The sequence below is a fragment of the Calditrichota bacterium genome, from assembly GCA_016867835.1.
Classification (GTDB): domain Bacteria; phylum Electryoneota; class AABM5-125-24; order Hatepunaeales; family Hatepunaeaceae; genus VGIQ01.
The window spans coordinates 1-15154 of the sequence record VGIQ01000070.1 but is presented as its reverse complement, the minus strand read 5'-3'; the positions used below and the strand labels follow the sequence as shown (position 1 = coordinate 15154).

At 58.4% G+C, this 15154-nt stretch carries 12 protein-coding genes; 4 read left to right on the top strand and 8 right to left on the bottom strand.

All coding sequences use genetic code 11. The features are described 5' to 3' along the window. The 8 genes from FJY67_08115 to FJY67_08080 form a co-directional block, all read right to left on the bottom strand. A partial coding sequence (locus FJY67_08115) for a GAF domain-containing protein (GenBank protein MBM3329417.1) occupies positions 1–1263 on the bottom strand: 1263 nt, incomplete at its 3' end. Then, positions 1263–2561: a carboxypeptidase regulatory-like domain-containing protein gene (locus FJY67_08110; protein ID MBM3329416.1), complete on the bottom strand. Its 1299-nt coding sequence runs from the start codon at positions 2559–2561 to the stop codon at positions 1263–1265. The genes FJY67_08110 and FJY67_08115, both read right to left, overlap by 1 nt. A 229-nt stretch (positions 2562–2790) precedes the next feature. After that, positions 2791–4788: a hypothetical protein gene (locus tag FJY67_08105; protein ID MBM3329415.1), complete on the bottom strand. Its 1998-nt coding sequence runs from the start codon at positions 4786–4788 to the stop codon at positions 2791–2793. Between the two features lie 517 nt (positions 4789–5305). Next, positions 5306–5701, bottom strand: coding sequence for a hypothetical protein (locus FJY67_08100; GenBank protein MBM3329414.1), 396 nt, complete (start codon positions 5699–5701; stop codon positions 5306–5308). A 76-nt stretch (positions 5702–5777) separates the two neighbouring features. Beyond that, on the bottom strand, positions 5778–6005 hold the full coding sequence (locus tag FJY67_08095) for a hypothetical protein (protein MBM3329413.1): 228 nt from the start codon (positions 6003–6005) through the stop codon (positions 5778–5780). Between the two features lie 361 nt (positions 6006–6366). Next, entirely contained in the window at positions 6367–8742 is a 2376-nt protein-coding gene (locus tag FJY67_08090) for an endonuclease MutS2 (GenBank protein MBM3329412.1), read from the bottom strand. A 6-nt stretch (positions 8743–8748) separates the two neighbouring features. Continuing rightward, on the bottom strand, positions 8749–9510 hold the full coding sequence (locus FJY67_08085) for a CvpA family protein (GenBank protein ID MBM3329411.1): 762 nt from the start codon (positions 9508–9510) through the stop codon (positions 8749–8751). 144 nt (positions 9511–9654) lie between these two features. Next, the gene (locus FJY67_08080; protein ID MBM3329410.1) at positions 9655–9864 is read right to left on the bottom strand and encodes a 30S ribosomal protein S21; all 210 of its coding nucleotides are present in this window, start codon (positions 9862–9864) and stop codon (positions 9655–9657) included. A 202-nt stretch (positions 9865–10066) separates the two neighbouring features. On the opposite strand from FJY67_08080, the gene FJY67_08075 reads away from it, so the two are divergent. The 4 genes from FJY67_08075 to FJY67_08060 all read left to right on the top strand — a co-directional run. Further along, a complete protein-coding gene (locus tag FJY67_08075; protein MBM3329409.1) occupies positions 10067–11236 on the top strand; it encodes a D-alanine--D-alanine ligase in 1170 nt (389 codons plus the stop codon). Between the two features lie 149 nt (positions 11237–11385). Then, positions 11386–13965, top strand: a complete 2580-nt coding sequence (locus FJY67_08070) for a DUF4405 domain-containing protein (GenBank protein ID MBM3329408.1) — start codon at positions 11386–11388, stop codon at positions 13963–13965. A 328-nt stretch (positions 13966–14293) separates the two neighbouring features. Next, a complete protein-coding gene (locus tag FJY67_08065; protein MBM3329407.1) occupies positions 14294–14884 on the top strand; it encodes a nucleotide exchange factor GrpE in 591 nt (196 codons plus the stop codon). Next, positions 14877–15154 (top strand): molecular chaperone DnaJ (locus FJY67_08060; GenBank protein ID MBM3329406.1); only part of this gene is annotated, 278 nt, incomplete at its 3' end. The genes FJY67_08065 and FJY67_08060, both read left to right, overlap by 8 nt.

Sequence of the window (15154 nt, the reverse complement as noted above, 5' to 3'; positions counted from 1 at the left end):
AAGATGCGCCCTCTCGATGGTATTTTCGAGTTCCCGGACGTTGCCGGGCCAGTGGTAGTTGGCCATTGCTTGCAAGGCTCGAGGTGTCATTCGCTTGACCGGTGTGCCGGTCTTAAGGGCGGTTACTTTCAGGAAGTGCTGAGCCAGAAGGGGTATATCGCCGGTTCGCTCGCGCAGCGCCGGGAGGTGGATGGAGAGGACGTTCAGGCGGTAGTAGAGGTCTTCGCGGAAGCGCCCGGCATCGACCTCAGCCTTGAGGCTCTTGTTTGTCGCTGAGATAATCCGGACGTTGACGCGCCGCGATTCGGTGTCGCCGACCCGACGGATCTCACCGTCCTGAAGAACGCGGAGCAATTTAGTCTGAATGGTCGGGCTAATGTCGGCGATTTCGTCGAGCAAAAATGTCCCGCCATCGGCGATCTCAAAGAGGCCCTTCTTATCCGCTATAGCGCCGGTGAAGGAGCCTTTCTTATGCCCGAAGAGTTCCGATTCCAGCAGCGATTCTGCGAGGTTGCCGCAGAATTGGGTGACAAAGAGCCGCTCGCGACGCGGGCTGTTATAATGCAAGGCGCGGGCGACCAGTTCCTTGCCGGTTCCGCTCTCGCCTTCGAGCAGCACCGAGATGTCGGAGTTCATCACTCGCCGCATCAGGTTGAAGACCTCCTGCATCCTCGGGCTGCGACCGACGATTTCCTCAAAGCGCCAGCGCTCTTGCACCTCCGTCTGGAGCCGCTGCCGCTCGCCGAAGAGTTCGCTATAACTAAGGGCATAGTCGAGTGCTATCGCCGCCATTTTGGCGAAGATATCGACATAGTCGAGGTTCTCGTCGGTGAAGCGCTGGCGGGATAGACGGCTATCGAGGTAGATCGCTCCGGCGACGTGATCGGCAATGAACATCGGTGCGCAGACTACCGAAGTGATCTGGTGCAGGACCACCGATGCCTGCTGACCGTATCTCGAATCGGCCAGGACGTCGTGAACGAGAACCGGCGTCGCCGAGTCTATGGCCTGTCGGACGACGCTGGTTGAGACTTCAGTCAAACTGCGCGCACTTTCCGGCGGCAGGTTTCGCGAAGCGACAACGGTAAGCGTTCCGCGCTCCTGAAGGACGACAGCACCGCGATCTGCATTCATCAGTTCGACAGCCAGGCCGAGAACGGTGTCGAGCAATTTCCCAACATCGCGCTGCCGCGTTATCGGCGCCGCCGGACCGCTCGAGCCGGGAGGTCGGATTTCGGTTAGTGGTGGTGGGATTGGGTTCATTAGCCCTCAAACGAGAGGCCGCGGCGCGGTGACCGCGAGCGATTTCCGAGCAAATCGAGCGCCCAGACTTCCCACAGATAGGGCACGCCGGGGCTGAGAGTCACTTCGCTGCGATGGGAGTTATGCGGGGCTTCAGCCGGCGGAACGAGCCGGTTATAGACCGTCTGACCGGTGCTGGCATCGGTTACCCGGACGAGATAGTTGAACGATGCGGTGGTGTCGAAAGTGAAGGTCCAGGAATAGGACCAGTCGAACTCCGGCCGCGGCTCGGGTTGGATAAGCGATAATTCGGGCACCCGCTTGATCACCCGCGCCAGATACTCTTTCTCGGAGCGGGCGTAGTTGCCCGAAGCGTCGTAAGCCTCCAGAACGAAAGGGAGAGCCAGGACGCCGTCAGGCTTGCCGGTTGGGAATCGCGCCCCCGGCTCTTCGGCTTTCCAGCCTGAATCCTGCTGGAAGAACAGGGTGTCGAAGTCAAGTTCGTTGTCAGCGCGGTCGTAGAGCCGCCAGATGACACTCCGAATATGCTGCAGGCCGTCCGGATCGGTAACGTTGGCCTTGATGTGAATTTGATAAATGGGGTCTTCGTTGGCGCGATTCTGAAAGGTGAGCGAGTTGACGCGCTGCGAGAGGAAGATCGGGAGGGCGTCGAGTTGCAGTTCGGCGGTGGTGAGGCGAGCTTGCTCGATCACGACTTCGACCGAGTCGCGAGCATAGACCGGGCTCCCCTTTTCGCCCTGCCGAAAAGCACGCACCCAATGCCGGCCGACCGGCACCTCGTCGAAATAGGCGATTCCATTGAGGTCGGTGAAGGCAAAGCGTCCCAGTTCGTCGAGCATCACCGAAGCTCCCACGATGGGTTGTCGCAACAAGGTGCGAACCCCAAAAGAGAGCCTGCCATGAGGCGGTGTTAAGGCTGCCAGTCGGAAGGTATCGACGCGCGCGCCACCATCTGCGATCGTCAGGCGCAGCGAGTCAAGTGCAAACGGCGCCAACCCGCCATCGGCACGTCGCTCGGCAGTGACCAGCCATTCGCCGGACCGAACCCGATCAAAACGTGCTTTGCCGATGCTGTCGGATGCTGATGCCCGGTCCAACTCGGGCAGTCGGACATCGGCACCGAGCAACGGACTGCCGGTCGCGCGATCGACCACAACGACCGTGAGACCACCGGCCGGTTGATAACGGTAGTTATCCGGGTCGAGCGGATTGGAATGGGGTGGGTCCCAGGTGCATCCAGAGATGACAAGCGAAGCGAGAGCGGCCGGAACGCATAATTTGCAGAGTGCTGATGACATCTGAAAGTGCCAGAATAAGGCGATGATTGCAAGTTATGCACCTGGTCGTGCAATCCTTGCGCATCACAAGATAAGCACTCGAAGAGTGCAATGCAAGTGATATGCGAGGTTTGGGGCGAGAAGCAAACGGCGAGATGAGCACGGTCTGGCAAGGTGGGTTTGCTCCCCCTTGCCTGGAGGGTGGTTTTCAAGCCGCCCGTCGGGGCGGGATGAATCCCACCCTCCAAGATTAGCGCATTAGAACGGCTTTGACGGTGCGGGAGTGAGAGCCGGATTGAAGGCGGAGAAGATAGACTCCCGATGGCATCCCGCCTCCCGATGGCATCCCGCCTCCAGATGTCATTCTGAACGAAGTGAAGAATCTGAACTGATGCGTGCCGGGGGAGAGGGGACCATCGTGAAGACGGAGGACCTCCCTCCCGTCGATCGCGTAGAGGCTGAGCCGGACGGGCATGAGACCCCCCACTTGCGCACTTGGAGGGCGGACATTCCTGTTCGCCCTTTGGGCAGGCAGGAATGCCCGCCCTCCAAGGTCAATCGTCACCGTCGCCTGATCGTTGAAGGGATTAGGAGCAATCGAGATCTTGAGGGGATCATCATCCCTTCTTCCCCCCTCGTCATCCCCGCTTCCTCCCTCGTCATCCCCGCGCAGGCGGGTATCCAGTCCAGCGCTTAGAGAATGGACATTGACAACCCACCTCTGCGCGTCCTCTTCCCACTCTTCCTCGCTCACCCGCTCTCTCGCATACCCGCTCACGACATACCTGCCGGTGTCTTCGAAAGAAATGGACAGGATGGACTGAGTGGACAAAGTGTCTGCTTCGTTCAGCGTCCACCAGAACTGAATCGAGTCGTTATTGGCATTGAAGGGGATCAGTTCGAAGGTCGCTTCCTGACGAGGCCCAAGGGAGAGTTCGGGGAGATTGGGCTCGAAAGCTCGTATGACGCCTCGGACCTGAATCGCCCACTGGACGGAGTCGGCCGGCTCCGGATCGACGTTCGGGTCGAAGACCTTGGCCTTCAGGGCAAAGCCGCCGGTCCGGGCGAACGCGTAGTACCGGATTCCGATCCGGTCATCCCCTCCCACTTCTTCCCATCTCACCGTTGCCGAGTCGTAAATCATCCACTCATAGCGCAGATTCTCCAAGTCCCCGATGTAAGCGACGGAGTCGAGGGAGAAGTCGATCTCACTATTGCGCTGAACGGTGATAGATAGCGTGTCGGGGGTGTGGGAGGCGATGAAAAGGTCAGCAACTTCAACCGTCCAAACGACCTCGACCGACCACTCACCCGCGTTAACCCGGCAGACGACCGGGAACGTGCCCAAGGAATCGAAGCGTATGGTGCAGGAAGTGTCTTGCGAACGGACGGTATCGAGGTAAGTCCAGCGGTAAGACATGTCTAGACCCTGTTGATTGCGAGCCCGAACGATGAATCTGAGGTTGTCTCTGCGCAAGACGGTGAGGAGCGAATCTTCGGGCTCTTTATGGAAGACGACCGGGCCCAGAATGTCGGGCTCGAGGCGGATCAAGACTCCATCGTGGTCGGTATCCGGGGCGTGATACATCCCGCCTACCGCATGAATTACATTGTCCTCGGACACCACCACGGCGCCAAGATAGTTGGATGGCAACGGATTGCGGTCTGGTTGCCGGTCAACTAGGTTCGACAGGTTCATCGTCCAGCGGACATTATCCTGAGCATCCAACCGGAGCGCAAATGGATGATTGCGGCCGGCCTGCTGTTGACCCACCAGAATCAGCCCGCCGTCCGATAGGCGTCGCAGTTCATTGCTGTAGGCGGACGCTTGATCGTATAAGTTCCACGAAATCAACTCACCTTCGTCATCAATTCGTCCCCATAAAAGGTGCGGAGTCAGGCTATATTGGCCGGCTACTGCGAATCCGCCCTCAGGCAGCGAAATAATGGCTTTCAATCTTGAATACTCCTGCAGGCCGAGTGTGCGCGACCAGACCATCTCGCCATCAAAATCGAGTTTGACTATCCAGCCGTCCGTCCTACCGTCACGGCGACTGGTGACCGATCCAACAGCGATTACTCCTCCTTCTGCTTCGCGTAATGAGAAAAGCCAGGAAACGACAGATTCATCTGGATCCTGCCAAGTCCAAAGGTGGTCTCCGTCAGAAGAAGAATGGAGGATTATCCCACCCAAGGTTTGCCCATTGGCTGTTGCAATGCCCGCCATAATCAAACTTGCATCCTTCAATTCAATAACGGCATTGCAGCGACCATCAATGAATCTGCGACTCCAAATCTGCTCCCCTTGGCGAGTGTATCTTTCGCATAGAAATCCTCTATTTCGCCCGTCACCAGACATACCGGCAACAACGGCATCAGTGTTATCTGCCTCGATTATTGAATAGTATGAGTCTTGGTCACCAGTGACCTGCCATATCAACTCACCATCAGAGCTTAACCGCATAAGCCAGGTTACTCCCTCACTGCGACCACATACCAAGTATTCTCCGTCATCGGCAAGGAAAAGATCGCTGAAATAATCCGCGCCACCGCGACCACGGTCGTAATAACGCATCATTTCAACCGGTGGCTGCGCAAACAAGTGGCTGGTCTGAACCAATGCTGGAAGCGCATATATAATGATAGTGCGCATTATTTAGATCCCGACTATTGGAATAGAATGTGCCTTGAGAGGGGACAATGTCGAATTATCCAGCCCTATGGGGGCGAGGGGAATGCCTTCGCCCCCATAGGGCGCTTTTCAATCAGTCGCATTGAACAGAAGATTCCCCGAAGGTCGTCCCGCTCCAGTTTAGCGACTTTACTATTGGGGAAGGTGGAAACCACTCTAGACCCAATTCAATCCAAACGAATCTCACCCGAGACGCTTGGGCTGGAACATTTAGAAACGTTCCCGACCATACGGTGAATGGTGCATTGGGGGTGAGAGGGATTATTATCGGCGGATCGAACGGATCGCCGTTGGCGTCGAGCAGTTCGGCGTTCGCTTCGACATCTTCGGCGTCTTCGCAGTTCCAGGTAAGCGTAAGCTGGACATCGAGGTCTGCTGCCATTGCCTGCTTTGGCTCCGGCCAGACGAGCACGCCGACCGCGATGAGCATCACGGCGGCGATGATGAGGGTGAGGGTTCTGCTTTTCATACTTTTAACCTTTCGTTGATTGCGTTCACCAGTGAGACGATCATCTCTCTGGAATTCATCGGGCGTTCACGAAAGGTCAATCGAGGCGGGCCGCGGACGGAGTGGCTCGAGGCGCCACCCGAAGCCGGGGTGAAGGGCCGGGGTCTATTAGAAAGGCAATGGCGAGGGGACGGAAGGCGAGATGCTTCACTGCGTTCAGCATGACAGGCAAGGCAGCTTCGTTCAGGAAGGGAGGCCGATAGGCGGCGTCCTGCATGACGCCTGGTTGGCCGAAGAGGCTGGACGAGGGCAGAGACCGGCTCACTAGACTGCACTCGCGCGAAGGCGGCAGCAGTCAGGCAACGGCGTAGGAGTCCCCCCCCGTCTCGTCTAATCTATTGAAAGGAAGAAACATGCAAGAAAAGTCAAACCGCAATCCTATCAGTTCACGTGACGCTATCCAAGGACTTCACTCAGACGACACTTTACATCATAACACCTTAAGACCCCATTGTCAAGCCAAATCGCTCCACATTCGTAAGATTGTTGTGGCGTCAGGTGTCTTCACCGGACACCCGCTGTCGGATGGGGACTCCCGACTGCACGACAAATGATCCCCGCCGGCCGCCAGCCACCTACCCTACCTGAACCCCCAACTGTATTGATTGCCATAGTCCCTACTCCCTCTATTCCTTCAATTCGACAATTGTAACGCCGTAGTCGCCTTCACCATATTCCCCAAAGCGAAAGGATTTGACCAGCGTGTGGCTTTTCAGATGCTTTCGGATATGCTGCGATAGGATGCCCAAGCCTTTGCCGTGAACGATGCCAAGACGCCCCCGGCCGTTCATATAGCCGTCGTAAATGTAGCGATCTACCCTATCCAGTGCTTCCGCCGCATCGAGCCCGCGGACGTCGAGTTCGAACGGTACTTCAGGAAGCGCCGTAAGACGACTCACCCGGGCCGTCGTTTCGGGCGGTTCTACCGGCTCGACCCGCGCCCTGGTGACCCATAATTGGACCGATCCAGCCGCTACGCAGAGCCTTTCGCCGTGCGCACTGATCGCCGTAATCTGCCCGGTGATGCTCCCGTCCACCTTCACCCAGTCATCGACAGCAATAGGCCGTGCAGCAGGCAGCGTCGCTTGATCCGGCGCTCGCGAGGGTGGTTGAGGGATATCTATCACCGGAAGACCAAGGTTGAACTTGGCTTCAGTTCGCAGTCTTTGCAAGGTTTCCTGAGCCGACTTTATAGTCGTCCGGTCGGCGTTCTTTTCGCGCAATTCCCGGACGGTCGCTTCAACCGTCCGGCGCGCCTCCTTCAGCAGTTCTTCGAGTTCCTCGGCCGCCTTCACTTTAGCGTCCCGCGCCTGCCTGCGGAGTTGCTCCTCACGTTCGCGCACGGCTGACTCGCGGGACGACAGTTCTTCGCGGCGACGGGTCTCATCGACGGTAAGGCTGTCATAGCGTCGGATTTTCTCGCCAAGTGCTGCGATGAGGTCTTCGAGTTCAGAGCGCTCGGTGCCGAGCAACTGCCGCGCGCGGCCTATAATATCTTCGGGCAAACCGGCTCTGAGCGCAATATCGAGTGCATAACTTGAGCCAGGCAATTGAGGTAGAAAACGGTAGGTTGGCCGGAGCGAAGTCCGGTCGAACTCCATCGAGCCGTTGGCGCAGCCGGGCGTCGTATGGGCAAAAGCCTTCAAGGCACCGTGATGGGTCGTTACCACCACCGGGACCATTCGACCGGTCAAGGTCTCGAGTGCTGCTATCGAAAGCGAGGCGCCCTCCTGCGGATCGGTGCCGGCGCCCATTTCGTCGATGAGGACGAGCGTCCGGTCGTCGGCACGATCGAGGATTTCCTTTAGCCTTGCCGTATGCGCCGTGAAAGTCGAAAGATCGTCCTTCAGCGATTGCTGATCGCCGATATCGGCAATGACGTCGCGATAGAGCGGCACGCGCGTCCCCGGCAGCGCCGGAACGGGCAGTCCGCTGCCCGCCATCAGCGCGATTAAGCCGGTGCATTTGAGAGCGACACTCTTGCCGCCCGAATTGGGACCCGATATGACGAGAGTGGAATAATCTTCGCCTAAATCGAGTGAAAGCGAAACCACCTCGCGTCCCTGCAACGTCAGCAGCGGATGCCGGGCGCCTACGATCCTGAGCGGTCCAGCATCGGCAATCTCCGGCGGCGTTGCTTCGAGCCGACCCGCAAGTCGCGCCTTCGCCCAAAGTATGTCGAGCGCCGTCATCGCCTGCAGATTGATCTCGATCTGGTCCGCCGATTTGCGCACCAATGCGGTTAGTTCCTTGAGGATGCGGCGCACTTCGTCACGCTCGGCAAGTTCAAGTTCGCGCAGGTTGTTGCCAGATTCGATGAGCGACGACGGCTCGACGAAGAGCGTCCCGCCGGTCGCCGAGCGGTCATGGACGATGCCCTTGATCTTTCCCATCGCATCGGATCGAACCGGCAGGACATAACGGCCCTCGCGTATCGAGAAGCCTTCCTCGCGCAGTATCCCTTGCCGGGAGAGGCGGGCAACCAAAGCCGTCAGCCGGCTGCGCAAGGTCTCCATCTGAACGTGCAGTTCCCGCCTGAGGCGCGCCAGTTCCGGCGATGCCGAGTCGCGCACTGCGCCTTCGCTCGATATAGCCCGTTCGACTGCAGATTCGATGTCGGGGAGCGGTTCGAGCAGCCGGGTCAGGTCATAGACGCGCGGCAGTCGGGACTTTTCACGATCCAGCAGTTTGCGGGTGGTCGAATGAGTGCGGAGATTTTGCAGGAGAGCGAGCAGTTCCTCGGCTTCGAGGGAACTACCGGCGACAGCGGCGCGCTTCAGGAAGAGCCGGACATCGGCCACGCCGCCGCCCGGATAGCTGCTGCCGCAGCCAATCAGGTCTCGGATTTCTTCTATTCGTTCAAGTTCCGTGCGGGCTTCGGAAGCGCGCCTGAAGGGGCGCAGCGATCTTAGCGATGCCTTCGCAGGTTCGCTTTCGGCATAACCCTCCAGGGCACTTAGAAGGGTATCGAACTCGAGTGCGGCTAACGTCCGGACGTCCATGAAAGGCTATCGCGGCACCGCTGAACTTTGCCGTGCCGACTTCAATCTGCGGGTCAGTTCTTCGACATCGAGCCGGCCGATGTCGATGTTGCGTAGCGACGTATCGGCCAACAGTTTGCGCAATTCTCGCTGATCCTGCTCGGATAGACCCTGAAGAAGTGAAGAGATGTTGTGCGGAGGGGTGTTGGTAGGTGTAGCAGCCGAAGCCGAAGTCGGGACAGATCCCAACGGCGTCGTTGCCGGCGGAACGAGGATGTCGGAAGCAGCCCTTTCGATCTGCCCGGCTACCTGACGCAGGATCAGTTCCTGATACTTCCTGATAACCGGCCGGGATGCTTTGAGGCTCAGATCGAGGAGTGGTGAAGAGGGCCGAGCCTTCTCGATCTGAGCATAGTAAGGAGTCATCGCGGCGAGCATTAGTGCCAGCGCGACGATCATTCCGCCCTTGGCGATGCCGATCGCGGCACCGCCGATACGGTTGGGAAGTTTGAGAGGTCCCCGAGCCAGCAGTTTCCCGACCAGCCAGCCGATCAGTTTGACGGCAAAGAAGATCGCGAGGCTGACCAGAAGCGCTCCCACCACCGGCCGGATGAGATCGGGAATAACGGCCGGCAGTTTCGGCGCCAGCACCGGGCCAAACCTGCGCCCGCCTAACATCCCGAGTATAACCCCGGCGATCTCGAAAATCTCGCAAATGAAGCCGCGCATAAAGCCCCACAGGCCGAAGCCCGCTACGATCACCAGGATGGTGATGTCGAAGGACGTCATATCAGCCTCCTGCGAATCTTAAGAAACTTCGCTTCCCGGGGTAGCGCAGGGGAACAAGCAAGCGATCAAGCGGGTGAGCGAGTTAGCAAGCAAGCGAGTTGGACGGTTGCTTATTCTCTTGCTCACTTGCACACTTTCACACTTCTACCGGGTCATCATAAGTTGCTGAATCCGCATCAGTTTGCGGATCTTGCGCCGGGCCGAAGCAGACTTGCGCTTGCGGGCCTCCGACGGCTTCACAAATCGCTGGTGCCGGCGGATTTCCGAAAGGAGTCCGCACTTCTCGCACAGTTTGGTGAACCGTCTAAAACCACGCTCGAACGGTTCGCCATCGCGAATCTTGACGTGAGGCATTGAATCCTTGTAAAATGGGTTACCGGGAAAGGGTCATAGGCACTCCTTGACGGCTTGTTTGCCTAACCTTACATTATAAGCACTCCGGTCGTTCCGGTCAAGTAGTTCTGAGGGCTGTCAGGATATCCGACGACAATGTTCTCCCTCATTCTCTCGCAACCTATAACGGGCACTCGAGCGCTTGAGCACTCGAGCACTTACTATGAATCGCATCACTCTGGCTATACTCTTCGGCGGACGCTCCGTCGAACACGAAGTCTCCATCATCACCGGTTTTCAGGCGCTTGAAGCGGCCCGGCGGGAGAATTACGATCTTCTCCCGGTCTATCTGGGTCGGGACAATGTATGGTATGTCGGCGAAGCGATGGCTGACATCGCTTTCTTTCGCGTCGATCACCCGGCGCTGAGCAGGTTGACGCAGGTCCTTCCGGCACCGGACGCGACCGTCGGAAAATTGCGGCTCATCGAAGCTCACGCGCCGACGCTTCGGGCACGCAGGGTATGGACCATCGACTGCGTTCTCCCGGCGACCCATGGCACATTCGGCGAAGACGGCTCGTTACAGGGACTGCTCGATATGGCTGGAGTCCCCTACGCCGGGTCGGACGTGGCCGGTTCGTCAGCCGGAATGGACAAGATAACAACCAAAGCCCTCCTTGGGGAAGCTGGTCTGCCAACCTTGCCCGGTGTCATCATCGATCGCCGGGAGCGCGATGCTGAAAGCGGCATAACGTCTGGACAAACTGAGGCTCTGGGCGAATACCCTTATTTCGTCAAACCGGCGCGGCTCGGATCGAGCGTCGGCGTATCGCTGGTCCAGGACCGGGACACTCTTAAGCGAGCACTCGATCTAGCGTTCAGGTTCGGCTCCCGGGTGCTCGTGGAACCGGCACTACGGGACGCGGCCGAAGTCAACTGCAGCGTCGTCGATGGCGATCCGCCGGTGGCTTCAGAGATCGAGCAAGTCGTAAAGGAGCATCCCCTTCTATCATTCGAGGATAAGTATAAGGGCGGCAGCAAGGGCAAGGGCGGCAAGTCGGGGGAGGGCATGGCCGGACAGAAGCGCATTATCCCCGCGCCGCTGCCGGACGAGTTAGCCGATAAAGTTCGCGATTTAGCCGTTCGGACGTTTCTCGCCACCGGAGCCGGAGGCGTCGCGCGGATAGACTTTCTCATCGCCCCCGGCGGTGCAATTTACATAAACGAGATCAATAACATACCGGGGTCGTTCGCCTACTACTTATGGGAACCGCGGGGCAAATCGTTTGCCGACCTGATCGACCGTTTGGTCGAACGAGCCTATGAGATTCGCAAACGGCGCGACCGGACGCTTTTCACGTTTGATGGAAATCTGCTTGCCGGAGGCTCTTAAGGTGCAAGGATTTTGAAGGCGGCGCGTCGGCTCTTTGAGCGCAGGATAAAGCCCGACATTTAGGAATGGACTAATCGGATAGGACTGTGGGCACGGGAATTGCACATTGACTTGTTGGAAATCCAACGAACCATCTCCACGCGTCCATAATGCCCCCCTCGGTTCCCGTTCAGTCTGTGCGGATAGGCGCAGAAGGGCGTCAAACAACCCTCGTGGTTCTCTTGACACTTATGCTGTTGGCCATCGTGCCAGGCCAGATCGCCGCTGCGAACGACGAGTGCCTAATCTGCCACGATGATCCGACCCTAAAGTCTGCCTCCGGCAAGTTGGTCGCGGTCGAAACCAAGCACTATGCTGCTTCGATTCACCGCGAGCGCTCGTGCCGCGACTGCCACACCCAGCCCGGCGACTTCGATGAGATCCCCCATTACGCCGCCTACCGACCGGTCGATTGCTCCAACTGCCACCAGCCGGCGACTTCGACGTTCGGCAAGTCGTTTCACGGTCGGGCGCAGGCGACCGGCCATACCGATGCGCCGAACTGCATATCCTGTCATAGCGCAAGCGGAAGTCCCCATCGCATCGCGCCTCTGACCGAGCGGGACTCGGAGATTGCCTGCCGAAGATGCCATAACGCCGAAACCGAGCGCTACGATCGCGGGGTCCATGCAGAGGCTGCTTCACGCGGTAAGGAAAGCCCCGGCTGCGTCGGATGCCATCCTACTCACTCGCAAGCCTTGCCGCCCTCTGCAGGGGCTGTCAACCGGCTCTGTGAAGCCTGCCATCCCGGCTCGATGAAAGAGGTGAGCCAGGGTGAGCATAAGCAGGCATTCTCCCGCGAAGGCTCGACTATATCATGTGCCTCGTGCCACGACGTCCACGCTACCCACAAGCCGCACCTCGACACCGGAGTCCTCGAAGCCTGCAATACCTGCCATAGCGGCTATCGTCAACAGTTCATCGGCACCGTCCACGAGCCGCTCTTGAAGCAGGAGCGGATGAACTGCCTCTCCTGCCACCGAATCCATCAGGTAATCGACGCCGCCGAGCGCGAGAATTTCGGCTGCGGAGCCTGCCATGTGGTAGTCGAATCGGGCTATCGAACCAGCGCTCACCGGCTGGCACGGCTTCACGGCGACCGAACGGCAGCGACCTGTGCCGACTGCCACGGCGGGCATCGGGTGCGCGCTCCGAGCGACCATCTTAGTCCCGTCTATCGGGATAACATTCCGGCGACCTGTGGCATTTGTCATTCGGACGCGAGCGTCGTTACGGCAGATTACGTTCGGCTGCCGATCAGCCTGCCCTCCTATATGGGTTCGGTGCACGGCAAGCGCGACGATAACGACCATCATCCGGCGGTTTGCACCGACTGCCATGGCACTCACCGGATGCAGAGTGCTTCCGATCCTGGGAGCCATATCAACCGGCAGAATATCTCGGCGACTTGTGGTAAATGCCATCCCGTCGAGACGACGGATTTCGTCGGCTCGATCCACGGCCGGGCGTTAGCACTCGGCATCAAACATGCTCCCGGCTGCACCGAATGTCACGAGGAGCATCTGATCCGCCCGGTGCACGACGAGAACTCGTCGCTCAGCCCTGCCAATCAGGCGCTTCAAACCTGCGGCAAATGCCACGAAGATCCGGCTATGGCAGCGCGCTACGGCCTGCCGCTCCGGGTAATCGAGTCCTACGAGGATAGTTATCACTCCTGGGCTATCAAGCGCGGCGCGCGCAACGTCGCGACCTGCACCGACTGCCATAATACACATGACATTCGTGCCTCGCTCGATCCAACCTCTTCGACGCACAAGGAGAACGTCGTCGCCACCTGCGCCCGGTGCCATCCCAACTCCAATGCCGAGTTCGCAGCCTCTTATACGCACATCCTGGCGCGCGACCGGATGATGATCCACGACTGGGTGCGGGTGATCTATATCTGGCTCATCGTGCTGCTCCTGGGGGGGATGTTCCTCCATAATCTGGTGATATTCATACGTGAGTTAGGCGTTCATAAGCGCCGGCACCTTGAGGCCGATTATGTCGTCCGCATGACCAAGTCCGAGATTTGGCAGCATATTCTGCTGGCAGTTACTTTCTCTGGACTCGCCATTACCGGTTTTGCGCTGCGCTATCCCGACCAGTGGTGGGTGCACGTTCTGAAGGAACTCGGGATGTCGGAGGAAGTCCGCCGCCTAATTCACCGGTCGCTGGCGGTGGCGATGGTCGCAGCATCCATCTACCATGTTTGGTATATGATCGCAACCCGGCGCGGCCGGATGCTTCTGCTCGCCATGTTCCCAAAATTCAGCGACATTGGCGAAGCGTTGGGGAATCTGGCTTATTACTTAAGACTGCGGGAACATCCGCCCCGGTTCGGGCATTTTGACTACACCCAAAAGGCAGAATATTGGGCTCTTATCTGGGGGACCGTGGTGATGACGCTGACCGGGTTAATCTTATGGTTCCCGGCGTTGGCGACCGGCTGGCTGCCGGCCTGGGTGGTGCGGGTCTGCGAAGTGATCCATTTCTACGAAGCGATCCTGGCGGTTTCGGCAATTGTGATCTGGCATTTCTTCTTCACCATCTTCCTGCCCAAGGAATATCCGATGAGTTGGACCTGGCTCACGGGGCGGATGTCGAAGGACGAGTGGAAGCACCACCATCCAAGGGCAGAGGAGGAGGTTGAGGCGATTGAAGTTAAACGGGAGGAATGGAGGGTTTAGAGAGCAGGAGTACCAATCATAATACTCCAGCCAATCTACCTCCCTACAGAGCAGGGGGTAGAACGATTTATCCCCCACTACAATCAGGGAAGGAAGCCACTTGCACCCCCTCCTGCATAGCAGGAGGGGGATTAAAGGGGGGGCTATCCACAGACTTGTTTATCGTAACAACAGCGCATAGAATCCCCTCTCTTTCTGCATCCTCGAAGATCGTCCTTCAAGCATCGAAGCCAACACCTCGCCTACCCCCCTTTCGCCTGCCCGGTTCCTGCATTATATTGAAATGATAGACCCGAATAGCGGGAATGGCTCATCTCGACCTTAGTGCATGACCAAAGGAACAGAAACCACCACCTCACATCCCGACCCCATCGTGCCTCCGGATGCAGAGCCACCAGCCACTGCCCGAGGCCGGGTGCGACGCAAGATCGCCGCGCTCGAAGCGGAGGTTACGACTTTAAGTACCACCCTCGCCGATGAGCGTGATAAACGGCTCCGACTCGCCGCCGAATATGACAATTTTCGCAAGCGCACCGCGGCGGAGTATCGCACCGTCGTCCAGACCGCCGGGGAGCGCATCATCCGCGCACTGCTGCCGTCGCTCGATGACTTTGACCGCCTCCTGGGGCAGGACCCGGCAAAAGTCGATGCCGCATCGGTTATCAGCGCGGCCGGGTTGATCCGGCGTAAGTTTTACGGAGTCCTTGAAAGCGAAGGGCTTCAGCCCATACCGGCCGGGAACGCGCTTTTCGATGCCAATCTCCACGAGGCTGTTGCCGAAATGACTGACCCATCCCAACCCTCGGGTGCGATCCTCGCCGAGGCGCAGACCGGCTACCGGCTCGGAGACCGGGTGATCCGGCACTCCCGGGTTGTTGTGAACAACGTTGCAGAAGTTGAGGCTCCAGCGGTTGGCTAAGAACGACTACTACGATCTCCTCGGCATTCCGAAAAGCGCTTCCGCAGATGAGATAAGAAAGGCCTATCGTAAGTTGGCGATGCAGTATCACCCCGATCGTAATCCGGGGGATAAGAGCGCCGAAGAGAAGTTTAAGGAGATCGGCGAGGCTTACGCAGTCCTGACCGACGACACAAAACGCGCCCAATACGACCGTTACGGCCATAATGGGCCGCAGTTTGGCGGCGGTTTCGGTGGCTTCAACGTCGATATGGAGGGCTTCGACCCGTT

Bases quoted from the DNA above. Each gene is read 5' to 3' on its own strand.
- FJY67_08085 (MBM3329411.1), bottom strand. From the start codon at position 9,510: ATGACGTCCTTCGACATCACCATCCTGGTGATCGTAGCGGGCTTCGGC.
- FJY67_08070 (MBM3329408.1), top strand. From the start codon at position 11,386: ATGCCCCCCTCGGTTCCCGTTCAGTCTGTGCGGATAGGCGCAGAAGGG.
- FJY67_08075 (MBM3329409.1), top strand. From the start codon at position 10,067: ATGAATCGCATCACTCTGGCTATACTCTTCGGCGGACGCTCCGTCGAA.
- FJY67_08110 (MBM3329416.1), bottom strand. From the start codon at position 2,561: ATGTCATCAGCACTCTGCAAATTATGCGTTCCGGCCGCTCTCGCTTCG.
- FJY67_08080 (MBM3329410.1), bottom strand. From the start codon at position 9,864: ATGCCTCACGTCAAGATTCGCGATGGCGAACCGTTCGAGCGTGGTTTT.
- FJY67_08065 (MBM3329407.1), top strand. From the start codon at position 14,294: ATGACCAAAGGAACAGAAACCACCACCTCACATCCCGACCCCATCGTG.
- FJY67_08090 (MBM3329412.1), bottom strand. From the start codon at position 8,742: ATGGACGTCCGGACGTTAGCCGCACTCGAGTTCGATACCCTTCTAAGT.
- FJY67_08100 (MBM3329414.1), bottom strand. From the start codon at position 5,701: ATGAAAAGCAGAACCCTCACCCTCATCATCGCCGCCGTGATGCTCATC.